The organism is Lachnoanaerobaculum sanguinis, from assembly GCF_033242365.1.
Classification (GTDB): domain Bacteria; phylum Bacillota; class Clostridia; order Lachnospirales; family Lachnospiraceae; genus Lachnoanaerobaculum; species Lachnoanaerobaculum sanguinis.
In genome coordinates this window covers 82,979-108,672 of record NZ_BTHK01000001.1, presented here as the reverse complement: position 1 = coordinate 108,672, position 25,694 = coordinate 82,979, and the positions used below count along the sequence as shown (strand labels likewise).

Here is a 25,694-nt window from a genome sequence, read left to right as displayed (position 1 = left end):
TTATGTACAAGAAGATAGGAACTATATGCCTTATAGCCGGAATGGTATTAATGGGTTGCGGAAATAAAGCACAAACCAACACAAATTCTACAGAGGCTGAAAACAAAGACGGTAACGTAAGAGAGATTCATTATTTTTCTTCAAGATCCGCATCGGATGATACAATGGTAACATTGCAGGAGATAACAAAAAAATATAATGAGCAGGGTGGAAATATAAAGCTTGTTATTGACAGTAATGCAGACAGAACGTCGTATGATCAGAAACTTAGAACAATGATTGCAGGTGGGCAGATGCCTGATATGTTTGACCTTGATGCGACACCGTATGCTACAGAACTTGGAGAACAGGGTATGCTCACAGATATGGATGCCTTTCTTGATGAAATAGGTGAAAAAGACAGCTATATTCCATTGGCATTAAACTATGGAAGGACTTCTGACGGTAAGTTGTATACATTACCTTTAGAGCTTTCAACAGAAATGATATGGTATAATGTTGATATGTTTAAAGATGCCGGAATCGAAGCACCAAAGACATTGGATGAGCTTTTAGAAGATTGCAAGGTTTTAAAAGAAAAAGGGTATACTGCATTTGGAATCGGTGGAGGAGACGGATGGCCATTGCTTCGACTTCTTGCAACATATCCGTTCAGAATGACAGGTAATGAGTATTTAAATAAATTATCTTTAGGAGAAGCTAAGATGTCTGATGAACCGGGCGTTAAGGCTGCAACTTTTATGTCTGAAATAGGACAGTATTTTCAGCCGGGATTTTCAACAACCGATGTAGCTACAGGATTAAATTTATTTCTTAGTGGAAAGAGTGCAATGTATCCGACAGGTACTTGGGAGTTGAATTATTTTACAGATAAGAATAGACCGGAAGGATTGAATGTCGATTATTTTTATATGCCTACAATAAAGGACGGAAAAACAAATGAAAATGACTACTGGGCATTTGGTGGCATAGGTTTAGCAGTTAATCCTAAGACTTTTGATGATCAGTACAAAGATTACCTGACATTTATAGTTAAAAACTACAGCCCTGCATATTTTGCACATGAGCATTTGGCACCGCAAAAGGTGGATATGAGTGACAACAGCAGCTTTGATCCTTTGTTTTTAAAGGTAATGGAAGATACAAATAATATAGGTTCAACTGCAGCAAGGCCTTGGGATGTAGTATTGAATGAAGATGTAATAGCAACAATTAATGATAATCTACCGGGACTTTGTATGGGTGAAGAAACAACGGATGACTTTATAAAGGCGGTGGATGAGGCCTTGGAGGCAAATAAATAGAATTTTATGAAAATTTTGAGAGATAAGAAAGCGATTGCTGTATTTTTGCTACCTGCTTTTATTGTCTATTCTGTTATAGTTATGGTTCCTATACTCGTTTCAATTTATTATAGCTGTTTAGATTGGAACGGTATAGGGAAAAAGAGTTTTGTAGGTTTTAATAACTACATAAAACTTTTTGGAGACAGCGTATTCAGACAAGCGTTTGGAAACAATATAATATATATAGTTATTGTAATGGTACTGCAGCTTGGTTTCGGTTTTAGCATTGCAGTTTTACTTACATATCTTAAAAAAGGAAGAGGCTTTATACAAACTGTATATTACATACCTTCTGTTATTACGGTTATTGCAATATCACAATTGTTTACAGGATTTTATTCGTATGAGCCTTTGGGGTTATTCAATATCTTCAGAAAAATGCTTGGTATGGAGCCTATTGCATTTTTAAGTGATTATAAAACTGTTTTATGGGCGGTTGCTTCTGTGGAAGGCTGGCAATATATAGGTATTTATATGATTATTTTCTATTCTGCGTTGGTTTCAGTATCACCTGATATATTGGAAGCGGCAAGAATAGACGGAGCTACGGAGTTGCAGATTCTGGTAAAAATCAGAATACCTGCTATAGCAAATGTAATTATGCTTTCATGTATATTGAGTCTGGTGGGTGCGCTTAGAGGTTTTGCGGCACCTATGAATATGACTAAGGGAGGTCCGAATCACAGATCTGAAATACTTGCAACATATATGTATAAAAAAGCTTTTACGAGCAGAGACTACGGATATGGAAGTGCAATTGCTGTAATAATTGTAATACTCAGTATTATTGGAGTTTTATTAATCAGTAAATATATGGATGGCGAAAACGAATAGGAGGATATATGAAAAGAAATATCAGAAAAATAATATATTGGTCTGTTATGATTCTGTTCCTTATAATTCAGGGCTATCCTGTTATATGGCTTATTGTAGCCGGATTTAGACCGAATATAGAGTTGTTGACAGAACCGTTCAGCTTTCCAAAGAGCTTTACTTTAGAAAATTTTATTAGAATATTCACTGAAAGCAATATAGTTACCTATATAAAAAACAGTGCTATAATTTCTGTAGTGTCATTAGTGTTTATTGTATTAATCAGTTCAATGGCATCATTTGCTATTGCCAAGATGAAATTCACGGGGAGGAAGAAGATATACAGATATTTTCTTATAGGACTTACAATCCCATATGCAGTTACATTGATACCATTATTTACAATGTTTGCAAAAATTGGACTTATAAATACAAGGATAAGTGTTATATTGCCTCTGTTGGCATTTCAATTACCTGTATCGATAATGTTGTTTGTAAATTTTTATTCATTTATTCCTGATGAAATTATAGAGGCTGCAGTGATTGACGGGGCAAGTATCTACGGTATTTATACAAAAGTAATTATACCGTTGTCGTTAAATACAATAATGACAGTGCTTGCTATGAACTTTATAACGGTGTGGAATGACTATACATTCAGTCTTGTATTTATAAACAGTACAGAACTGAAAACAATATCTATAGGCCTTGCCGACTTTATAGGGCCGAGAGGATTAAAGGATTGGGGGGCAACCTATGCGGCCATTGCAATGTCCGTATTACCAACACTGGTTATATATTTTTCATTAAATAAAAAGATGACAGCCGGAATGACGTTGGGGGCAGTAAAGTCATGAGTATGAAGCAAAATATTTTCAGACCGAAATATCATTTCGCTCTAAAAAGAGGGTGGATAAATGATCCGAACGGTCTCGTGTGGTTTCAGGGTAAATATCATCTGTACTTTCAATGTAATCCATACAGCAATAACTGGGATAAAATGCATTGGGGTCATGCCGTGAGCCCTGATTTAATACATTGGGAAGAGTGTAATCCTGTTCTTATTCCGGAAGAGGAATATGAGGATTATATCAAAGGTGGATGCTTTTCAGGCTCTGTAGTTGTTAATGAAGATAAAATATATGCTTTTTATACGGCTGTTTCATTGGTAGAAGGTGAAGTTTGTCAAAGACAATGTATGGCATATTCTTTTGACGGATATAATTTTATAAAATATGAGAAAAATCCGATTATTGAATCTATCGGAAAAGACTTTAGAGACCCTAAAGTAATTTTTCATGATGGAACATGGCAAATGGTAGTTGGAGGATCTGACAAAAACGCGTCTGATCTTGAAAGCCATGGAAGAATTTATCTTTTTCATTCTAAGAATTTGTTTGACTGGAGCTATAGCGGAATACTGTATGAAGCAAAAGCCGGTGAAGGGACAATGTTTGAATGTCCTGATATATTTGAAATAGGTGGAAAGTGGGTTATAACAGCATCACCTATGAATCGAACCGATTTTCTACCTACTGTATATATGGTTGGAAATATTAACTTTAAAAATTGTATTTTCTTCCATGAGTATAGCGGAACATTGGATTTTGGTCCTCATTATTACGCATCACAAACATATAAGGATAAGTATGGAAAAAATATTTCAATGGCCTGGCTTGGAGGTTGGGAATGGATGCCATGGATTAATGATCATGGTCCGGTGGAAGAAGGCGGGTATCGTGGAATAATGTCATATCCAAGACTAATTGATATGGAAGAAAACATTTTGAAAATGCTACCTTACAGTCATGACTTAGATTTAAAAAGTGACGTTGAATACAGCCAAAAGACTAAAGGAAACGACAAAAATATTTCAAATATATTGGATAAAATGTGTGAAAGGATTTATATATCAGGTGTAATAACAAGAGATAAAAACATTTCGGAATTAAATCTTGAGTTTTTTGACAGTGAAGAGAAAAAAATAATAATAAAACTTGATTTTCTTTTTGGTAATATTATTACGGATTTTACAGAAGCTGATGATAATATACGAAGTGGAATAAGAATATATAAGGCAAGTATACAAAAAGAGTACGATATAGATTTCAGTATAATAAAAGACGGAAATGTTCTGGAAGTTTATTTGCTTGGAGGTAAGTATAACTTTACCTCTATGATTTATCCACATGAAGGAAAAGTTGGTATTGGAATAAGGTCAAAAGATGCCATTATAAGGTATAGAAAAATAAATATTGAAGGATAATAAAACAGACGAGTGAAATTATAAATTTTCACTCGTCTGTTTTATGGTAAAAATACTATATTCAATTTTGAAATATATAATTTTATAATATTCATCTTATCAGTGGCAACTACCTATCAATGTGATATAATAAAGCTATTCTAAATGAACTTAATAAGAAGGTGGTTGTCAATGAGGAAGACAATAAGAGAAAAGTTAAAAGAAGCTGAAAAATATATCTGTGAGAATTTTGAGGAATTGGGAATAGATGATCCTGTAGAAGAAGGGTACTTTGAAGAGTATGAACAAATAGGCGGAGCAAGTGAAAGTGAGTTTGAAGATCTTGAAAAAACTTTCGGAATAAAATTGCCAGAGGATTTTAAAGAACTTTATTCATACAAAAACGGCAGCGGATATTTTGAATTGTTGCAATGTGACATAGACGACAGAGAAATCAACTTTACATTATTCAGCCTTGAAGAGATGAAAAAGGTAAAGAGCTATTTTCAAGACAGGGATGCTCTTTTAACAGATTATCCGGACTATTTTACCGATGATGTTATAGAACAAATGAGAGACAGCAGAATAAAACCATATCTATTCCATAAAGATTGGTTTGCTTTTGCAACATATCTCAATTGCGGATATCTGATGCTTGATTTTGATCCGGATAAGGAAGGAAAAGTCGGTCAGGTTATTTTTTATATACATGATCCGGATGAGATAATCTATACCGCATCAAGTGTAGAGGAACTTATAGATAATGTATGGAAATTTCTAAAAGAAAATTTTGACTAAAAAGAGGGTGATATAATGAGAGAGAATCCAAGGCCGGGAGAGTTTTACAGACATTTTAAAAATAAGCTTTATCAGATAATTGCTGTTGCCACACATTCTGAAAGTAAGGAAAATCTGGTAATATATCAGGCACTTTACGGAGATTTCGGAGTATATGCAAGACCGCTTGATATGTTCTTAAGTGAAGTGGACAGAGAAAAATATCCTGAGACAGAACAAAAGTATCGCTTTGAAAAGTTGGAAAATATATCTGAGACATCTAAACAAATTACAGATAGAAATAGTGAAATTAATATAGAGACAATTAACAAAACGCTGAAGGAAGAAAGTGCAGATGAGCCTGAAAATTTCTTTATAGACTTTTTGGATGCGGATGATTATTATACGAAAAAGAAAATAATCTTGGCCAACAAGGAAAATATAACAGATAAGCAGTTGGATGCTATATTTGATATTTACGGCTTAAAGAGAAACGGCATTGATAAGACAATAGATATTGCAGATTTTATTGCATATCTTGATATGCAAATACATTTTGAGGGGAAAAGACTAAGGTAACAGATGGCATTTGTAATAGAAGATGAATTAAAGAAGCTGCCACGCCAGCCCGGCGTTTATATAATGCATGACAAAAAGGATGATATTATATATGTCGGCAAGGCTATTTCATTGAGAAACAGAGTAAGGCAATATTTTCAATCAAGTAAGGATAAGAGTCCTAAGATAAAACAAATGGTCTCAAAGATTGAAAGATTTGAATATATTGTAACAGATTCCGAGCTTGAGGCATTGGTACTTGAGAATAATCTGATAAAAGAACATAGACCAAGATATAATACAATGCTTAGGGATGATAAAACCTATCCCTATATAAAACTTACAGTGAAAGAGGAATACCCAAGACTGCAGATGGTAAGGCAGATAAAGAAGGACAAAAACAGATATTTCGGGCCATTTTCAAGCGGTAATGCGGTACGAGATACGATAAATCTTTTAAACAGAGTCTATAAGCTAAGGACTTGCAGTAGAAATCTCCCAAAGGATATAGGAGCGGAGCGTCCATGTCTGGATTATTTTATACACCAGTGTGATGCTCCATGCCAAAATTATATATCAAAAGATGAATATAATAAAAATGCGGCCGAAGCACTTCGCTTTTTGAGTGGTGATTTTGATCCTATTATAAATAAAATAAGAACTGAAATGGAAAAGCTTTCAGCTGAGCTGAAATTTGAAGATGCGGCAAAGCAAAGAGATTTATTAAACTCAGTACTTCATATTACACAAAAACAGAAAATTACTTCGGATGATTCCAAAGACAGGGATATTATTGCAATGGCTAGAGATGAGAGAGATGCCGTTGTACAGGTATTCTTTATCAGGGAAGGAAAGATGGTCGGTAGAGAACATCATTATATACAAGTGGCAATGGATGATGAAAAAGTGGATATTCTGGAAAGTTTCATAAAGCAGTTTTATGCAGGAACACCTTTTGTACCGAGTCAAATCATGTCACAGTATGAGTTAAAGGATGAAAACCTTATTTCGGAATGGCTCTCCGCTAAAAGAGGTTCAAAGGTAAATATAATTGTTCCAAAGAAAGGTTCTAAGGAAAAGCTGGTAGAACTTGCAAAGAAAAATGCTGAAATTGTTCTCACAAAAGACAGAGAAAAGCTTCAAAGACAGGAAGCAAGAAGTGTTGGAGCTGTAAAGGAAATTGAAGAGCTATTATCATTGCCTAATTTAAAAAGAATGGAGGCCTATGATATTTCCAATATTTCAGGTGTTCAATCTGTAGGTTCCATGGTGGTTTATGAGAATGGAATGCCGAAAAAAAGTGATTACAGAAAATTCAAAATAAAAACCGTAATAGGTCCAAATGACTATGCTTCAATGAAGGAAGTACTTACGAGAAGATTTGACCGAGGTGTTGATGAAAAGGATACCGGATTTAATAAACTGCCTGATATAATACTAATGGACGGTGGAAGAGGTCAGGTAAACATCTGCTTACAGGTTTTGGAGGAATTCGGACTTAATATTCCGGTGTGCGGAATGGTAAAAGATGATAACCACAGGACCAGAGGATTGTATTACAACAATGTAGAAATTCCTATAGATACTCATTCTCAAGGATTTTTGCTGATTACAAGAATACAGGATGAGGCGCATAGATTTGCAATAGAGTATCACAGAAGTCTAAGATCAAAAACTCAGGTAAAGTCGATACTTGATGATATAGAGGGAATAGGAGTTGTAAGGCGAAAAGCACTTATGAAGCATTTTAAAGAAATTGAAAATATTAAAAATGCAAGTTTTGAAGAACTTATGTCGGTGGAGGGAATGAATAAAAAGTCCGCTACGGCAGTATGTGAATTCTTTTCAAAATTAAAAAAAGAGTAATATATGTAAAGGAGAATTTATGTTAAGACATATCGTAATGTGGAAGTTTAATGAGGGTGTGGATAAGCAAATTATAGGCGAAGAAATAAAAAGCAGTCTGCTTGATTTATGCAAAAGTATGGATGAGGTAGTAAAGGCAGATGTTTTTTATAATGTTTTACCTACAAGTACTCATGATTTGGTTTTGATACTTGATGTAAATGACGAGGATGCTCTTAATAAGTATGCAACATCAAAAGAGCATGTGGCAATTGTTGAAAGCTTAATTAAGACGAATACAAATTCAAGAGTTGCAATTGACTTTTTTTATTGACATTTTTAATTGCAGTGATATACTTTTTGTAAAATATAACGATATAAACTTGGGAGCTTATATATAGGCTGAGAGGGAAGTGTGACTTTCGACCGTTTACCTGATTTGGATAATGCCAACGTAGGGAGATGTTTTTTTGACTTTCTTTTCAGGAGATACAGGTTCTTGTATCTCATTTTTTATTGCAAAAATTTACCTGAATATAAGTATATAAGTTTTATGGTTAAAACTTTAATTTAGGAGGGTTACTTATGAGTAAAAGTAATGTCAAAAAGACGGCTGTTTCATTTTTGTTGTTTAAAATTGTGGGAAGAGAGGTGAGAATATGATAAAAGAAATGCTTGAAAATGTCAAAAAAAAATCACCTCTGGTACATAATATAACAAATTATGTGACAGTAAATGACTGTGCAAATATAATTCTTGCTTGTGGAGCAAGTCCTATAATGGCTGACGATTTGGATGAAGTTGCAGAGATAACATCAATATGTTCAGGCCTTAATATAAATATAGGTACATTAAATAAACGAACGATTCTTTCAATGATTGCGGCAGGTGAAAAGGCAAATGAATTGAATCATCCTATAGTACTTGATCCTGTGGGAGCAGGAGCATCCAAATTAAGAACGGATACTGCAAAAATACTGCTTGAAAAGGTAAAATTCAGCGTTGTACGTGGGAATTTATCAGAGATAAAATGTCTTGCTGCAGGAAGAGGTAATACGAGGGGGGTTGATTCCGTTGATTTTATCAATGGAAAAAATCTTGATAATGTTGTTGAGTTCGCAAAGGATTTTGCATTGAAAAACTCCTGTGTAACAGTTATCACATCTGCTATTGATATAGTTACGGACGGTAAAATTGCATACTGTGTATATAACGGCGACAGTATAATGAGTAAAATTACCGGAAGCGGATGTCAGCTTTCAGCTATGACGGCAGCATATATAAGTGCAAATCCTGACAACATTTTAGAAGCCGCTTTTGCCTGTGTAAGTGCAATGGGATTATGTGGAGAAATAGCAAAGAAGCGTATGACAGATAAAGACGGTAACAGCAGCTATAGAAATTATTTAATAGATGCGGTTTATAATCTTACTCCTGATGAACTTGAAAAAGGAGCAAGGTATGAGATTAGATAAGAAATACATGCATCTTTATGCAGTTACAGACAGAGCATGGACAGAGAATAAAACTTTATATGAGCAACTAAAAGAGGCACTTGAAAGCGGTGTAACCTGCGTGCAGCTTAGAGAAAAAAATCTGGATGAAGACAGCTTTATAGAGGAGGCAAAAAAGATATCGCAACTGTGTAAACAGTATAATATTCCATTTATTGTAAACGACAATCTGAATGTGGCTATTGCTTCAAATGCCGACGGAATACATATAGGGCAGGATGATATGGAACTTAAAGATGTCCGCAGGATTGTAGGAGAAGATATGATAATAGGAGTTTCCGTACATACGGTAGATGAGGCTGTCTCGGCACAAAGAAACGGTGCAGATTATATAGGTTTAGGTGCGGTATTTGAAACTTCTACAAAAAATGATGTAGGTATTCTCACATATGAAACATTAAAATCCATATGTGAAGCTGTAAATATACCTAAAGTGGCAATAGGCGGAATAAATTCTAAAAACATATTAAAACTTAAAGGAAGCGGTATAGACGGTGTTGCAGTAGTCTCTGCAATATTTGGAGCCGCCGATATAAAAAAGGCGACAAAGGAACTTTATAATTTGGCAAGTGAATTAATCGAGGGGACATGATATGAAAAAAGTATTGACAATAGCCGGAAGTGATTCAAGCGGAGGGGCAGGTATACAGGCTGATATAAAAACAATGACTGCAAACAATGTATATGCAATGAGTGCCATAACGGCACTTACAGCACAGAATACTACAGGGGTAAAGGGAATTCTAAATATTGCTCCTGAATTTATAAAGAGCCAGTTGGAGATGATTTTTGATGATATTTTTCCTGATGCCATAAAAATAGGCATGGTATCTTCGCCGGAAATAGTGGAAGCTATTGAATACGAACTTCTAAAATATAAGGCGAAAAATATTGTACTTGACCCGGTAATGGTAGCTACAAGCGGATCAAATCTTGTGGAGAACAGTGCAATAAAATCAATAAAAGAAAAACTTTTTCCTTTGGCAAGCGTGATAACGCCGAATATACCTGAGGCGGAAGTACTTTCCGGTATAAGTATTAAAGATGATAAAGACATGTTGGAGGCGGCAAAAATAATTTATGAAAATTATCATTGTGCGGTACTGTTAAAAGGGGGACACAGTATAAATGATGCCAATGATTTATTGTATGAGAATAAAAAAGCAAAGTGGTTCTTAGGAAAACGTATAGATAATAAAAATACTCACGGTACCGGATGTAGCCTTTCATCGGCAATAGCATCAAATCTTGCAAAGGGATATACACTTGAAGAATCCGTAGAAAGGGCAAAGAACTATATATCCGATGCTTTACTTGCAATGCTTGATATAGGAAAGGGGAGTGGCCCTCTAAATCATGCATTTAATATAAACGGAGAGTATGCAAAGGAGGCGGATAATGAATAAGAAAACATCAGTATTTGAAAACGGTTTGATCTGGTTTGGAGCCGCAGTATCTATAGCAGAGATTTTAACAGGTACATACTTTGCATCTTTAGGATTTTTAAAAGGATTACTTGCCATAGTACTTGGACATATAGTAGGTTGTATTTTACTTTTTCTAGCCGGAATGATAGGTGCAAAGACTCAAAAAAGCGCAATGGACACCGTAAAGATAAGTTTCGGAACAAAAGGTGGGATTTTCTTTGCAATATTGAACATCTTACAGCTTTTCGGTTGGACAGGTATAATGATTTATGACGGTGCCTCAGCTACGCAAGGTATACTGCCTATAGGACATTTTATATGGTGCATTGTTATCGGCGGACTGGTTTTGGTGTGGATACTTATAGGGGTTAAAAATTTAGGTAAGTTGAATGTAATTGCCATGTCGGCATTATTTTTAATGACAATAATTTTAAGCTTTATCATATTTAAAGGTGGGACAGCATTCGATAAAGGAGATAACAGTATGAGTTTCGGTGCCGCAATGGAGCTCTCAATAGCTATGCCTCTGTCATGGTTGCCTCTTATCAGTGATTATACAAAAGAGGCAAAAGAGCCTGTTAAAGCAACTGCTGCAAGCAGTATTGTTTACGGCTTTGTAAGTATCTGGATGTACATTATAGGAATGAGTGCTGCCTTATTTACAATGGAGTCGGATATAGCTAAGATTTTACTGAAAGCCGGACTTGGCATAATGGGACTTTTTATAGTTGTACTCTCGACAGTGACTACAACATTTTTAGATGTGTATTCAGCAGGAGTATCTACAGAATCAATATTTTCCAAAATAAAGTCAAAGTGGGTGGCGGTAGCTGTTACCGTAATAGGAACTTTGGGAGCAATTGTATTACCTATGGATGATATTACAGGATTTTTATATCTTATAGGGTCGGTGTTTGCACCGATGATTGCAATACAAATAGCGGATTTCTTTATATTAAAAATAAGTAATGATAAAAAATTGTTTTCAATAAAAAATATTATTTTCTGGGTGACAGGCTTTATAATATACAGAATCTTGATGAAGTTTGATATACCGATAGGAAGTACAATACCGAGTATGCTTATCACAATTTTTATATCGGTTGCAGTTAGTAATGTCTTTAAAATAGATAAATAAAGATAAAAGTATAATAGAATAATGTATAAATATCAGAACAATTCCCAGTAAACAGCTAGGAATTGTTTTTTATTGGAAACATGAGAAAAATTTAACAAATATGGCTTGAATAATAAATTTAATGGTGATATTATCAGGATATAAAGAGGTTAGTAAAGACTAACTAATTTGTTTATTTTAAAAGGAGGTACTTATGTGCTGGGATGGTTTTAAGGGAAGAAAATGGCGTGACGATATAGATGTCCGTGATTTTATACAAAATAATTATACAATATACGATGGAGACGAGAGTTTCCTTGAGGGTCCTACAGAAGCTACAAACAAGCTTTGGGGTGAGCTTTCAAGACTCCAAAAAGAGGAGAGAGCTAAAGGCGGAGTCCTTGATATGGAGACTGAAGTTGTTTCGACTCTAACTGCCTATGGACCGGGATATATCAATGAAGATATGAAAGATCTTGAAAAGATTGTAGGACTTCAAACAGATAAACCTTTAAAGAGAGCTTTTATGCCTTTCGGTGGTATCAAGATGGCAGAGCAGGCTGCAAGTACTTACGGCTATCAGACAAATGAGAAGTTTCATAAGATATTTACAGAATATCACAGGACTCATAATCAGGCAGTGTTTGAGGCTTATACACCTGAAATGCATGCGGCAAGGCATAATAAAATAATTACAGGACTTCCTGATACATATGGTAGGGGAAGAATTGTAGGAGATTACAGAAGGGTTGCACTCTATGGAATAGATTTTCTTATAGAAAAGAAACAGGAAGATTTGGAAAATTGTGGCGACGGTACAATGTTTGATGAAATAATCCGTCAAAGAGACGAACTTGGAATGCAGATAGAGGCTCTTAAACAGATGAAGGAAATGGCTGCAGCATACGGATTTGATATTTCAAAACCTGCAAAGGATGCAAGAGAGGCTGTACAGTGGTTATACTTCGGATACCTTGCGGCTATAAAGACACAAAACGGTGCGGCAATGAGTGTCGGACGAATTTCAACATTTCTTGATATCTACATTGAAAGAGATTTAAAGGCAGGAAAACTTACAGAAAGTGAAGCACAGGAGTTGATAGATCACCTTGTAATGAAGTTCAGAATGGTAAAATTTGCCAGAATACCTTCTTACAATCAGCTTTTCTCAGGCGATCCGGTTTGGGCTACACTTGAGATGGCAGGACTCGGTATGGACGGAAGATCGATGGTTACAAAGAATGATTTCAGGTTCTTACATACACTTGAGAATATGGGACCTTCACCGGAGCCGAACCTTACCGTACTTTATTCAAGCAGACTGCCAAAGGCATTTAAAGAGTATTCATCAGCTATTTCTATAAGAACAAGTTCCGTACAGTATGAAAATGATGATGTAATGCGTCCGGTATGGGGTGATGATTATTCTATATGTTGCTGTGTATCGGCGACAGAAACAGGAAAGGAAATGCAGTTCTTCGGAGCAAGAGCAAATCTTGCAAAATGCCTGCTTTATGCTATAAACGGCGGTGTGGATGCAAAGTCAAAAGAGCAGGTCGGACCGGCTTACAGACCTATAACATCTGAATACCTTGATTATGATGAGGTAATGGAGAAATATGATGTAATGATGGACTGGCTGGCAGGACTTTATGTAAATACATTAAATCTTATTCAATATATGCATGATAAGTATTATTATGAGGCTGCCGAAATGGCACTCATAGATACCGATGTCAGAAGAACGTTTGCAACAGGTATTGCAGGATTTTCACATGTAGTAGATTCACTTTGTGCAATCAAATATGCCAAGGTAAAGACAATACGTGATGAAAACGGAATAGTGGTTGACTATGAGACAACAGGTGATTTCCCAAGATACGGAAATGATGATGACAGAGCCGATGATATTGCGGTATGGCTTTTAAAGACTTTCCTTAAAAAGGTTAAGAAAAGACATACATACAGAAATTCGGAAGCGACAACATCCATACTTACAATTACTTCAAATGTAGTATACGGTAAGGCGACAGGAAGCATGCCTGACGGAAGAAAGGCGGGAGAGCCTTTGGCTCCCGGAGCAAATCCAAGCTACGGTGCAGAAAAAAACGGCCTTTTGGCTTCACTTAATTCACTTACAAAGTTGCCGTATGAGTATGCACTTGACGGTATTTCAAATACTCAGACTATCAACCCGTCAGCTCTCGGACATGGTGAGGATGAACAAAAGAAAAACCTTACTCAGGTAATGGACGGATATTTTGATCAGGGTGCACATCACCTCAATGTAAATGTTTTCGGTACTGAAAAACTTATAGATGCTATGGAACATCCTGAGAAGGAGGAGTATGCAAACTTCACAATAAGAGTTTCAGGATATGCCGTTAAGTTTATCGACCTCACAAGAGAGCAGCAGCTTGATGTTATCGCCAGAACATGCCACGATAAGCTATAATATAAACTGATTTGATATTTGGCTATGTGAAGTTTACTTTGCATAGCCTTTAGCTTTTGGAGGAAATATGGAAGTAAGAGGAAATATACACTCATTTGAGACATTCGGGCTGGTGGACGGTCCGGGGGTCAGATTTGTTGTATTTGTACAAGGCTGTCCTATGAGGTGTCAGTTCTGTCACAATCCGGACACCTGGTCTACAAAGGAAAATCAGATATTCAGCGCTCAGGAAGTGTTTGACAAGGCAATAAGATATAAGCCGTATTGGAAGGAGAACGGCGGGATTACCGTAAGTGGTGGAGAACCCTTACTACAGATAGATTTTGTAATAGAGCTTTTTAAACTGTGTAAAGAAAATGGTGTAAATACCTGTCTTGATACTGCCGGAGGACCTTTCAGTAAAGATTCAAAGTTTTTTGAAAAGTTCAAAATCTTGATGCAATATACGGATCTTATTATGCTTGATATAAAGGAGATAAACAATAAAAGACATGAAATTATAACAGGCATGAAAAACGATCATATTCTTGAAATGGCAAAAACAATGGACGAAATGGGAAAAAGGATGTGGATTCGTCATGTTTTGGTACCTGAAAGAAGTGATTATGATGAGGATCTTATTAAACTTAAGGAATTTATTTCTTCTTTAAAAAATGTGGAGAAGGTGGAAGTATTGCCATACCACACATTGGGAAGACATAAATGGGATAATCTTGGAATTGAGTATAAGCTTGAAGGCATTGATCCGCCTACGAAGGAAAGGATAGATAATGCCAACAGGATACTTGATACGAAAAAAAATAATTAAAATAAAAAAGCGACCTTCCGTATTATCACAGATTGTCGCTTTTTTTGCCTGTACAGACTTTTGATGTTGTTTTTCTTTCAATAAGCTTTGCATGAAGTAAAAAAGTACTGATTGGTATATTGCTTAAAAGACTTGAGAGGGCAAAGAATCCGCTTTTTCCAAGCTCTATTCTGTCCTGTTTTATTGTAGTAAGGGGCGGTGATGTGTAGGCCGCTATAGGCAAATCGTCAAATCCGATAATACTTATATCTTCAGGCACTTTATAGCCAAGCTGGTGGCACTGAGTTATTGATGCGGCTGCAATATTATCATGGCTGCAGATTATAGCAGTCATTCCGGCTTCCAAAAATCTTGGTAGATGCTTTTCTATACACTCAGACAGATAGTAAGAACAGCCTGTGTTCTCGGGTGTAGTTTTATGGCCATGTCTATCCATAGCATGTAAAAAAGCCGCATGTCTCATTTGAAGTACATAGGATCCAAGTGAACCGCTAAGATAAGCTATTTTTTTATGACCGAGATTTGTAAGATGATCAAGAATCAGCTCCATTCCTTCACTATTGTCAATGCCGACATATGCTGTAGACGGATTTCCGGTAACATAGTTATCAAAAAGCACAGCAGGAGTATGACTGTCTTTAAAATCATTAATCCAAGGATCATGTAGTGAGAATCCAAGTACAAATGAACCTGCATAATCATGTTCAAGCATAAAGATATCATATGTCGTATTTTTTTGAAAATCGGTATCAACAGGCACTGTTTCTACCTCAAAGCCTGCAGGCTCTGCAAGCTGACGAAAACCGATGATAATATCATAAGCAAAGTGATGTGGTTCCAAGTACTCTATATTTTCTCTTTCTATTAAAATACAGATTTTTTTTACCGGCTTTTTATATCGCCTCAATTTTGTATAATCCAATGCAACAGCAGTTTCAAGAACTTGTTTGCGTAAAGTTTCGCTAACATCAGGTGCATCATTTAATGCCTTAGACACAGTACTCTTGGAAATGCCTAATTTATCAGCAATATCCTGTATTGTGGTCATAATTTAATATCCTTTCATATAAAAGAAAATCATTTTTATATTATTATATAGAATAAAATGGTAAAAAGCAACAAAGAACATAATACGGCATTTTTCAAGAATTTTGGAAACAAAACGAAATTTCTTGAATACTGTATACAGCTTTATTTTCGGGCTTTAAAAACATAAAGAAAACATGAAAATTTATTGACTGGGAATTAAAAAAGATATATATTTACATTAACGAAACAATACGAAAATTTAATCAGGAGGTAGTAAGATTATGGTAGGAAGTCTTAAAAGATTTCTAACAGGAATCATGGCTTTGACTCTGGGAGTAGGGCTGACCGCATGTGCCGACAGTAAAAGCTCAGCCGGAGTAGAGAAAGTCAGGCTGATGGTTTGGTCGCCGTCTGAAGATCAGTCAAAAGACAGTGGTGAGTGGCTTCAGACAATGTGTAAAAATTTTGCGAATGAACATCCGGAATGGGATATCACATTTGTCTACGGAGTTGCAGATGAAGCGACTGCTGCAGATCAGGTATCACAGGATCCGGAAGCGAGCGCCGATGTATTTATGTATGCAAACGATCGTATAAGTAATCTTATCGATGCAAAGGCAATAGCAAAGTTTGGAGGAAAGTATAAAGAGACTATTGAGTCAACCAACTCAAAAGAGCTTTTGGATTCACTTACTGTAAATAATGAGCTTTACGGTGTACCATTTACAACTAACACATGGTATATGTTTTATGACAAGTCCGTATTTTCAGATGATGACATAAAAAATCTTGATACAATGTTGAAGAAGGGTACGGTATCTTTTCCGCTTGTAAATTCATGGTATCTGCCTTCATTCTATCTGGGAAACGGATGTACATTGTTCGGAAATGAAAACGATGAATCAAAGGGTGTTGACTTCGGAGGCGACAAGGCTGTAGATGCCACAAATTATGTTATAGACCTTGCAGCAAATCCTAATTTCAAAATTGATGCTGACGGTTCTGCACTTGCAGGGCTTCGTGACGGAAGTGTAAATGCAATGTTTACAGGTTCATGGGATGCAAATGCAATTAAGGAAGCACTTGGAGAAAATATGGGTGCAGCTTCACTTCCTACATACAGTATTAAAGGTGAACAAAAGCAGATGCTCGCATATGCAGGTTCAAAGGCAATCGGAGTAAATTCTCACAGTGAGCATATGGAACAGGCGGTTGCACTTGCAGTATACCTTGGAGGAATGGAAGCACAGAAAGCACACTATGAGTTGAGAAATGTTATTCCTTGTAATACCGAACTTTTAAAGGATCCTGAGATAGCATCTGATGCACTTGTTTTGGCACAGAACAATACCTTTAACAATACATCAATTCTTCAGCCTTTCGTATCGGCTATGAGTAATTGTTGGAGTCCTGTTGAAAACATGGGCAAGGGAATCAGAAACAAGAGCGTGACACATGATAATGCCAAAGAACAGACAGAAGCAATGAATGCGGCAATGAACAGTAACGGAATAAATTAAGGGGTAAATGTTATGGGTTTATTTAAAAAAAGAGTTAATGAATTTCCGACTCCATACACTTGCACCAATGCAATAAAAGAGGGCGGATTATCAACTAAGCTTTCCATGATCCTGATGGGATTTGGAAATATAGTAAACGGACAGGTTATAAAAGGACTCATATATCTTTTTATAGAGATCGCATATCTTGTCTTTATGTTTGTAAACGGAATCGGCTTTATAGCAGGCCTACGAACACTTGGAAGTATAGAGCAGCAGGAAGTATGGGATGAGGCAAAGCAGATTTATACCTATACAAAGGGCGACCAGTCCATACTTATATTGCTGTACGGTGTGGCCGCAATTTTAATTACCGTTCTTATGGTAGTTATCTGGAGAGGTACATTAAAGAGTGCATACAAAGCTGAATGTCTTCGCAAAGAAGGTAAGCATGTAAATAACTTTGCGGAAGATTTGAAAACACTTTTAAATGAAAATTTGTATCGTCTGTTTATGACACCGCCTACAGCATTTGTATTTATATTTACAATACTTCCTTTAGTATTTATGATCTGTATGGCATTTACAAACTACAGCCGTATAGATAATCATTTAATGCTGTTTGATTGGGTGGGACTTGATAATTTCAAGACTTTGTTTGATTCAAAAAGTATCCTTGGAAGTACATTCTGGTCGGTGCTTGGATGGACAGTTATTTGGGCGTTTTTTGCAACATTCAGTAACTATATTTTCGGTATGATTTTATCACTCCTTATAAACAGAAAAGGAACAAGAGCAAAGGGATTTTGGAGATTTTGTTTTGTACTTTCATGTGCGGTACCTATGTTCGTATCACTTCTTATCATGCGTACAATGTTACAGCCTGAAGGTGCGGTAAATGTACTTCTTAGAAACATTGGCCTTATAGCAAGTGATAAGAGTCTTCCTTTCTTTACTGATCCTACTTGGGCAAGAGTGACCGTTATTATAATAAATATCTGGGTTGGTGTACCGTATACCTTGCTTCAGCTTACAGGTGTATTGCAAAATATTCCTGAGGATCTTTATGAGGCGGCAAGAGTTGACGGAGCAAATGCAATACAGACATTTACAAAGATTACATTGCCGTACATGCTCTATGTTACAACACCTTATTTGATAGTTACATTTACAGGTAATATCAACAACTTCAATGTTATCTACCTCTTGTCGGGAGGAGATCCTGTCACAGATCTCTCTTCAACAGCAGGTAAGACAGACCTTTTGGTTACATGGCTTTATAAGTTGACAATTGACAAACAGTATTACAATATCGGTGCGGTTATCGGTATTATGACATTTGTTATTTTGGCAATCGGTGCACTGTTCACATACAGAAACAGTAAATCATATAAGGAAGAGGGAGGATTCTAATTATGGCAAAGCAATTTCAATCTGCAAAGAAAAAGAGAATGATAAACAACACTATTGTACATATCGTTCTTGCTATATTGGCCGTTATTTGGCTTTTCCCTATATTCTGGGTAGTTTTAACAAGCTTCAGAGCGGAAAAAGGATCATATGTATCAACCTTCTTCCCAAAGGCATTTACACTTGACAACTATGCAAAGCTGTTCAGTGATACAACTATATTAAACTTTCCGCAGATGTTTATGAACACCTTGTTTATCGCAATATGTTCATGTATATTGTCGGCATTTTATGTACTTGCAGTTTCATACTGTCTTTCAAGAATAAAGTTTAAATTAAGAAAGCCTTATATGAACATGGCAATGGTACTAGGACTATTCCCGGGATTTATGTCAATGATTGCTGTGTATTTTATATTAAAGGCAATGGGACTTACAGAGGGAAATCTTATTAAATTGGCACTTATTCTATGTTACTCCGGAGGTGCAGGGCTTGGATTCCAGATTGCAAAGGGATTTTTTGATACAATTCCTGCAGCTATAGATGAGGCGGCGCTTTTGGACGGATGTACCAGATGGCAGATTTTTTATAAGATTACATTACCGCTTAGTAAACCTATTATTGTATATACTGTCTTAACATCATTTATGGGACCATGGCTTGACTTTATCTTTGCGAGAGTTATATGCAGAGCAAACTCGGACCAATATACGATAGCTATAGGACTTTGGAAGATGCTTGAAAAAGAATATATCGACAGCTGGTACACAAGCTTTGCTGCCGGTGCAGTTCTTATTTCCATTCCGATTGCACTCTTATTCTTATTCATGCAGAAATACTATGTAGACGGCATCTCAGGTGCTGTTAAGGGATAATAATGGAAAATATAATTGAAATCAAAAAATATTACTCTTCAAAGGAGTTTCTTGAAAACTATATTTATGAAGGAAACGACCTAGGTGTGGAATGTAATGAAAACGGGACCACATTCAAACTGTGGTCACCGGGTGCAAAGAGCGTAGTACTAAACCTTTATGAAGCAGGAGACGGCTGTAAGGCTTATGAGCAGATTCCTATGGAAAAAGAGGATAAGGGAGTTTGGAGCTTTCACTCACACAAAGAGCTTCATAAAGTGTACTATGACTATTTGATAAAAAGAGACTCTAAAGAAGTACTAACTGCGGACCCGTATGCAAAAGCATCCGGAGTCAACGGTATAAGAAGTATGGCGGTAAACTTAAAAAAAACCGACCCTAAGGGATGGGAGAATGATAAGGCACCGCAAAAGGATAAAGAAAGAGTTGTGTATGAGCTTCATGTAAAAGAATTTTCCTTTGCCAAGTCGGGAGGTTTCCCTCCGGAGTATCGCAAAAAATATAAAGCTTTTACCTGTAAGCATACAACACTAAATAATGACGGTATTCATCCTACAGGACTTGATTATCTGAAAGAACTCGGTGTTACACATATTCAAATAATGCCGATGTATGATTACGGTTCTGTGGATGAAACAAAAGACTATGAGTTCAACTGGGGATATGACCCGGTCAACTACAATGTACCTGAAGGTTCATATGCTACAGATGCATTTCATGGAGAGGTTCGTATCACTGAAATGAAGGAGATGATACAATCAATCCATGAAGCCGGATTTGGAGTAATTATGGATGTGGTATACAATCATACTTACTCACTTGATTCATGGTTTCAAAGAACTCTGCCTTGGTATTTTTACAGAGTATTTAGTGACGGTAAGGTATCTGACGGTTCCGCCTGCGGAAATGATGTGGCAAGTGAGAGAGCCATGTGTTCAAAATATATTTTGGAGTCTGTACTTTACTGGGCAAGGGAATATCATATTGACGGATTTCGCTTTGATTTGATGGGACTTCTGGATACTGATTTGATGAACAATATCAGAAAAGAGCTTGATATCATATACGGTAAGGGTGAAAAGATAATCTATGGTGAGCCTTGGTCTGCAACAGATACCGCAATAGAGTATAATAAAAAACTTGCAAACAAATACAATATAGCTCTTTTAGATGAAAACATAGGAGTATTTTGTGACAACACCAGAGATGCTATAAAAGGTTCGGCTCTCAGAATAAGAGAAGCAGGATTTGTAAACGGAGGCAAGGATAAAGAGGACGATATACTTGCAAGTATAAGCGCATGGTGTGATCCTAAATACAACAAAGAGTTTAAAGGTGTGAAAGCACCGTCACAGATAGTCACATATGTTTCGGCACATGACAATCAGACACTTTGGGATAAATTAGATTATACAGTCACGGAAGAAGAGGCAATGAGATTAAACAAGCTGGCAGCCGCAATTTATATGACTTGTCAGGGTACTTTGTTTTTCTTATCGGGTGAGGAGTTTTGCAGAACAAAGGCCGGACATGACAATACCTACAATATGCCTATTTCTGTAAACATGCTTGACTGGAGACTTGCATATAAGAATAAGGACCTTGTCGACTACTATAAAGGTCTGATTGCACTTAGAAAGCAAATTTCGGGGCTTTGCGATAAATCTGAAAATAGCTATAAACATATCACCGATATGTGGAAACAAAAGCAGGTAGTAGGATTTAGTGTAAACAGTGATAAGGATTCTTTATGGAGTCAGATCAAAGTCATTTATAATGCTTCAAAGAAGGACTTTGAAGTTGAGTCTTTAGACGGAGATTTTGAAGTACTTTGTGACGGCAATGACAGTATGCTTTGGAAAAAGAATATAAGCGCAAAGGCTCCTATAAAAGTAGGAAAACAAAGTGTATTGATACTTGGTAAGAAAAGAATAGAGGAGATATAATGGAATTTACCGGTGTATACCATAGAACATCAGAACAGATGAGTTATGCTCTTGATAAGGACAGACTTATTATAAATTTAAAAACAGGATATGATGTTAAACAGGTCTTTATCCACTATGGTGACCCGTTTGAAGCCGGAATACTTGGCGGAAGCGAGAAGTGGACCGGAAAAAGAGAAGAAATAGTATACAAAAAACGATTATCAAATCAGTTGTGGTGGACTACAACTCTTACTCCGATATATAAAAGATGTAAGTATTTCTTTGAACTGCATACAGATGACAGTGTCTGGTATTATTTTGAAGACGGATTTTTAACCAAGGAACAGTTCCACATGGACGGAAGAATGTTGCAGTGCTTCATTATGCCGTGGATGAATCCGTCGGATATAAATATTACACCTGCATGGGTAAATGACACCATATGGTATCAGATATTCCCGGACAGATTTTGTAACGGTACTCCGGAAAAAAATACAGATGATATTCTGCCTTGGAGAGATCATGGAAGTGTTAATAATTATGAGAAATTCGGTGGAAATTTGGAAGGAATCAAAAGTAAGCTTGACTACCTCCAAAACCTTGGAATAACAGGCATTTATCTGAATCCTATAATGGAGGCAGAATCAAATCATAAGTATGATACAACCGATTATACAAAGATAGACCCTTCTTTTGGAGACAGTGATACAATGAAGTCACTTTGCAAAGAGGCTCATAATAAGGGTATTCGTATCATGGTGGATGCGGTCTTTAATCATTGCGGAAGAAAATTTAAGCCATGGCTTGATGTGCTTGAAAAAGGTAAATCCTCAAAGTATGCGGAATGGTTTATGGTGGAAAACTGGGAAGATATTGCAAAAAGAGGAGATACAAGGGATAAAAGGTATTATACTTTCGCTTTTACGGACGGTATGCCGAAACTAAACACCAACAATGATGAGGTTATAGACTATTTTTGTAAAATCTGTGAAGATTGGATAAGAGAGTTTGATATAGACGGTATCCGTTTTGATGTGGGCAATGAGGTGTCACACAGGTTTTTAAAAAAGATAAGAGAACATCTAAAAGCTATAAAGACTGATATATATCTGCTTGGAGAAATCTGGCATGATGCAATACAGTGGCTTCAGGGAGATGAATACGACTCTGTGATGAATTATCCTCTGCTTAGTGGAATTCATGATTTTTTCCTTGATAAGACAATGAAAAAGCATGAGTTTGAGTATATGGTCAACCGTTGTTATACAATGTACATGCAGCAGAGTAATAATGTATTATTCAATCTGCTTGATTCGCATGACACGGAAAGACTTATAAACAGATTCCATGATTTGGATAAGTTTTATCAGCAGCTTGCAATTCTTTTCACACTTCCGGGAAGCCCTTGTATCTACTACGGTACGGAGATAGCCATAGAAGGTGCACATGATCCGGATTGCAGGAGATGTATGCCGTGGAGTAAGATTGACAGCAGTGAAAATGTAGAAAAAATTGCTACAATGAGAAGTCTTATAATGCTAAGGCGTAATGAGAAAATGTGTAGGAGTCCACATTTCCACTTTCCACATAACTATGATAATGACAGATGTGTGGAATATATCAAGATTGATGAAGACGGAAACAGTATGGAAGTCTTAATAAATGCTTCGGAAAATCCGATCAAAATAGATATGGGGAAAGAGATTTTATTTTCACGAAAGTTTGACGGAGAAGTACTTGAAGCAAACGGAACTTTAATCCGTAGGATTTGAAAAAAGGAGAAAAAGGTATGTCATTAGAAGAAATTTTAAAGAACAAACTTGGTAAGGAAATTTCAGCAGCTTCAGATGCGGAAATTTACACAGCACTCTTGAACATTACAAAAGAGAAGATGGAAGGCATGGAGCATAATACAGGGAACAGAAAGCTATATTACATTTCAGCAGAGTTCCTGATTGGAAAGCTTTTATCAAACAATCTTATAAATCTTGGAATGTTTGATGAAGTAAGAGATATTTTAGCAAAGAATGGTCATGATATAACTGCGGTTGAAGAGGTGGAGCCTGAGCCTTCACTTGGAAACGGTGGTCTTGGACGTTTGGCTGCATGCTTCCTTGATTCTATCGCAACACTTGGATTAAACGGTGACGGTGTAGGATTAAACTATCATGACGGACTTTTCTTACAAAAGTTTGTAGACAATAAGCAGTATGAAGAGAAGAATCCATGGATTACAGATAACAGCTGGCTTACAAGAACAGATGTGAGTTTTGAAGTTCCTTTCAAAGACTTTACTTTGAAATCTACAATGTATGATATAGATGTTCCGGGATATCATCAGAGCAAATGCAATAAATTACATCTTTTTGATATTGACAGTGTGGATGAGTCTATTATAAGAGACGGAATAAATTTTGATAAACATGATATCGGTAAGAACCTTACATTGTTCTTATATCCTGATGACAGTGATGAGGCAGGACATCTGCTCAGAATTTATCAGCAGTACTTTATGGTAAGCAATGCTGCACAACTGATTATAAGAGAAGCTGAAGAAAGAGGTGTAGATCTTTACAGACTTCATGAGCATGTATGTGTTCAGATCAATGATACTCACCCGACTATGGTTATTCCTGAGCTTATCCGTATCTTGACACAGCAAAAGGGCTTCAATATGGATACTGCTATTGATGTTGTAAGAAAGACATGTGCTTATACCAATCATACAATACTTGCAGAGGCACTTGAGAAGTGGCCAATCAGCTACTTGGAGAAGGTAGTTCCACAGTTATTGCCTATTATTTATGAGCTTGATGCAAGGGTAAGAAAAGAGTTTGCTGATGAGAGAGTATACATCATAGACAATCAGAACCGTGTACATATGGCGCATATTGATATTCACTACGGTTATGCAGTAAACGGTGTTGCGGCTCTACATACAGAGATTTTGAAAAACTCCGAGCTTAAGCCTTTCTATGATATCTATCCTGAGAAGTTCAACAACAAGACAAACGGTATTACATTCCGCAGATGGCTTGTTCATTGCAATCATGAGCTTTCAGAGTATTTAAACGAGCTTATAGGACCTGAGTATATGGACAATGCCGAAAATCTTGAAAAGCTTTTAGCTTATAAAGATGATGAGAATGTATTAAAGAAGCTTAGAGAGATTAAAAAGGATGCTAAGATCGAGCTTAAGAAGTATTTAAAGCAGACTCAGAATATTGATATTGATGAGAACTCTGTATTTGATATTCAGATAAAGCGTTTACATGAGTATAAGAGACAGCAGATGAATGCACTCTATGCTATTTACAAATATAAAGAGATCAAGAAGGGACATCTACCAAAGCGTCCGATTACAATGATTTTCGGAGCAAAGGCTGCACCTGCTTACACTATTGCAAAGGATATAATTCATTTGATTCTTTGTTTACAGCAGTTGGTGGAGAATGATCCGGCTGTAAGTCCATATCTTAAGATAGTTATGGTGGAAAACTACAATGTTACAAAGGCTGAAAAGCTTATCCCTGCTTGTGATATTTCCGAGCAGATTTCACTTGCATCAAAGGAAGCTTCAGGAACAGGAAATATGAAGTTTATGCTAAACGGTGCTGTAACTCTTGGTACAGAGGACGGTGCCAATGTGGAAATTCATGAGCTTGTAGGTGATGAAAATATCTATATCTTCGGTAAGAAGTCCGAAGATGTAATAAAGCTTTATGAAACAGCTTCATATCGTTCTGCCGATATCTATGACAACGACTCTGAGGTGGAGGAGTTGGTAGACTTCATTATCAGCAAAGAACTTATCCGCATCGGAGATCCGATGAATCTTTGCAGACTTTATAAGGAAATTGTAGGTAAAGACTGGTTTATGGCACTCCTTGATGTAAAGGATTATATAAAGACAAAAGAGCAGATGTTAAATGACTATGAAGACGAGATGTCTTGGTCAAAGAAGGCTCTTGTAAATATAGCAAAAGCAGGATTCTTCTCATCAGATAGAACTATTGCAGAATATAACAAGGATATCTGGCATTTATAA

Annotated in this window: 21 protein-coding genes and 1 riboswitch; of the genes, 20 read left to right on the top strand and 1 reads right to left on the bottom strand. The window is 36.4% G+C overall.

Annotation, left to right across the window (positions count from 1 at the left end; translation table 11 throughout):
* The first annotated feature begins 2 nt into the window (after nucleotides 1–2).
* The 14 genes from SBH76_RS00495 to pflA all read left to right on the top strand — a co-directional run bounded on the left by SBH76_RS00495 (nucleotide 3) and on the right by pflA (nucleotide 14,905).
* Entirely contained in the window at nucleotides 3–1,304 is a 1,302-nt protein-coding gene (locus SBH76_RS00495) for an ABC transporter substrate-binding protein (RefSeq protein ID WP_317976398.1), read from the top strand.
* A gap of 6 nt (nucleotides 1,305–1,310) precedes the next feature.
* Complete coding sequence (locus SBH76_RS00490; RefSeq protein ID WP_007592196.1) at nucleotides 1,311–2,180, top strand: carbohydrate ABC transporter permease; 870 nt, start codon at nucleotides 1,311–1,313, stop codon at nucleotides 2,178–2,180.
* A gap of 8 nt (nucleotides 2,181–2,188) precedes the next feature.
* Entirely contained in the window at nucleotides 2,189–3,016 is an 828-nt protein-coding gene (locus SBH76_RS00485; RefSeq protein ID WP_315035103.1) for a carbohydrate ABC transporter permease, read from the top strand.
* Nucleotides 3,013–4,425: a glycoside hydrolase family 32 protein gene (locus SBH76_RS00480; RefSeq protein WP_432706857.1), complete on the top strand. Its 1,413-nt coding sequence runs from the start codon at nucleotides 3,013–3,015 to the stop codon at nucleotides 4,423–4,425. The genes SBH76_RS00485 and SBH76_RS00480 overlap by 4 nt, the downstream gene beginning before the upstream one ends.
* Before the next feature lie 171 nt (nucleotides 4,426–4,596).
* The gene (locus tag SBH76_RS00475; RefSeq protein ID WP_317976396.1) at nucleotides 4,597–5,202 is read left to right on the top strand and encodes an SMI1/KNR4 family protein; all 606 of its coding nucleotides are present in this window, start codon (nucleotides 4,597–4,599) and stop codon (nucleotides 5,200–5,202) included.
* A gap of 15 nt (nucleotides 5,203–5,217) precedes the next feature.
* Nucleotides 5,218–5,760, top strand: a complete 543-nt coding sequence (locus tag SBH76_RS00470) for a DUF1653 domain-containing protein (RefSeq protein WP_317976395.1) — start codon at nucleotides 5,218–5,220, stop codon at nucleotides 5,758–5,760.
* Between the two features lie 3 nt (nucleotides 5,761–5,763).
* A complete protein-coding gene (uvrC, locus tag SBH76_RS00465; RefSeq protein WP_317976394.1) occupies nucleotides 5,764–7,605 on the top strand; it encodes an excinuclease ABC subunit UvrC in 1,842 nt (613 codons plus the stop codon).
* Between the two features lie 19 nt (nucleotides 7,606–7,624).
* The gene (locus tag SBH76_RS00460; protein WP_317976393.1) at nucleotides 7,625–7,918 is read left to right on the top strand and encodes a Dabb family protein; all 294 of its coding nucleotides are present in this window, start codon (nucleotides 7,625–7,627) and stop codon (nucleotides 7,916–7,918) included.
* A gap of 41 nt (nucleotides 7,919–7,959) precedes the next feature.
* Nucleotides 7,960–8,063: riboswitch (TPP riboswitch) on the top strand.
* Between the two features lie 180 nt (nucleotides 8,064–8,243).
* Entirely contained in the window at nucleotides 8,244–9,059 is an 816-nt protein-coding gene (thiM, locus tag SBH76_RS00455; protein WP_317976392.1) for a hydroxyethylthiazole kinase, read from the top strand.
* On the top strand, nucleotides 9,046–9,690 hold the full coding sequence (gene thiE, locus SBH76_RS00450; RefSeq protein WP_317976391.1) for a thiamine phosphate synthase: 645 nt from the start codon (nucleotides 9,046–9,048) through the stop codon (nucleotides 9,688–9,690). Before thiM ends, thiE begins: the two co-directional genes overlap by 14 nt.
* 1 nt (nucleotide 9,691) lies before the next feature.
* Nucleotides 9,692–10,504, top strand: coding sequence for a bifunctional hydroxymethylpyrimidine kinase/phosphomethylpyrimidine kinase (gene thiD / locus SBH76_RS00445; protein ID WP_317976390.1), 813 nt, complete (start codon nucleotides 9,692–9,694; stop codon nucleotides 10,502–10,504).
* Entirely contained in the window at nucleotides 10,497–11,663 is a 1,167-nt protein-coding gene (cytX, locus tag SBH76_RS00440) for a putative hydroxymethylpyrimidine transporter CytX (protein ID WP_317976389.1), read from the top strand. Before thiD ends, cytX begins: the two co-directional genes overlap by 8 nt.
* 193 nt (nucleotides 11,664–11,856) lie before the next feature.
* Entirely contained in the window at nucleotides 11,857–14,097 is a 2,241-nt protein-coding gene (gene pflB, locus SBH76_RS00435; protein ID WP_317976388.1) for a formate C-acetyltransferase, read from the top strand.
* A 67-nt stretch (nucleotides 14,098–14,164) separates the two neighbouring features.
* Nucleotides 14,165–14,905: a pyruvate formate-lyase-activating protein gene (pflA, locus tag SBH76_RS00430; RefSeq protein ID WP_317976387.1), complete on the top strand. Its 741-nt coding sequence runs from the start codon at nucleotides 14,165–14,167 to the stop codon at nucleotides 14,903–14,905.
* 25 nt (nucleotides 14,906–14,930) lie between these two features.
* Here the strand turns inward: pflA and SBH76_RS00425 are convergent, their stop codons facing one another.
* Nucleotides 14,931–15,953, bottom strand: coding sequence for a LacI family DNA-binding transcriptional regulator (locus SBH76_RS00425; RefSeq protein ID WP_317976386.1), 1,023 nt, complete (start codon nucleotides 15,951–15,953; stop codon nucleotides 14,931–14,933).
* A gap of 262 nt (nucleotides 15,954–16,215) precedes the next feature.
* Between SBH76_RS00425 and SBH76_RS00420 the strand changes: the two genes are divergently transcribed.
* The 6 genes from SBH76_RS00420 to SBH76_RS00395 are packed head-to-tail and all read left to right on the top strand — an operon-like array spanning nucleotide 16,216 to nucleotide 25,694.
* Nucleotides 16,216–17,454 carry an extracellular solute-binding protein gene (locus SBH76_RS00420; RefSeq protein ID WP_317976385.1) on the top strand — a complete coding sequence of 413 codons (1,239 nt, stop codon included), beginning with the start codon at nucleotides 16,216–16,218 and terminating at the stop codon, nucleotides 17,452–17,454.
* A 12-nt stretch (nucleotides 17,455–17,466) separates the two neighbouring features.
* On the top strand, nucleotides 17,467–18,846 hold the full coding sequence (locus SBH76_RS00415) for a carbohydrate ABC transporter permease (protein ID WP_009663510.1): 1,380 nt from the start codon (nucleotides 17,467–17,469) through the stop codon (nucleotides 18,844–18,846).
* A gap of 2 nt (nucleotides 18,847–18,848) precedes the next feature.
* The gene (locus SBH76_RS00410; protein WP_009663462.1) at nucleotides 18,849–19,718 is read left to right on the top strand and encodes a sugar ABC transporter permease; all 870 of its coding nucleotides are present in this window, start codon (nucleotides 18,849–18,851) and stop codon (nucleotides 19,716–19,718) included.
* 2 nt (nucleotides 19,719–19,720) lie between these two features.
* Nucleotides 19,721–21,664, top strand: coding sequence for a type I pullulanase (gene pulA / locus SBH76_RS00405; protein ID WP_317976384.1), 1,944 nt, complete (start codon nucleotides 19,721–19,723; stop codon nucleotides 21,662–21,664).
* On the top strand, nucleotides 21,664–23,418 hold the full coding sequence (locus tag SBH76_RS00400; RefSeq protein WP_317976383.1) for a glycoside hydrolase family 13 protein: 1,755 nt from the start codon (nucleotides 21,664–21,666) through the stop codon (nucleotides 23,416–23,418). Before pulA ends, SBH76_RS00400 begins: the two co-directional genes overlap by 1 nt.
* Nucleotides 23,419–23,435: 17 nt before the next feature.
* Nucleotides 23,436–25,694: a glycogen/starch/alpha-glucan phosphorylase gene (locus SBH76_RS00395; protein ID WP_317976382.1), complete on the top strand. Its 2,259-nt coding sequence runs from the start codon at nucleotides 23,436–23,438 to the stop codon at nucleotides 25,692–25,694.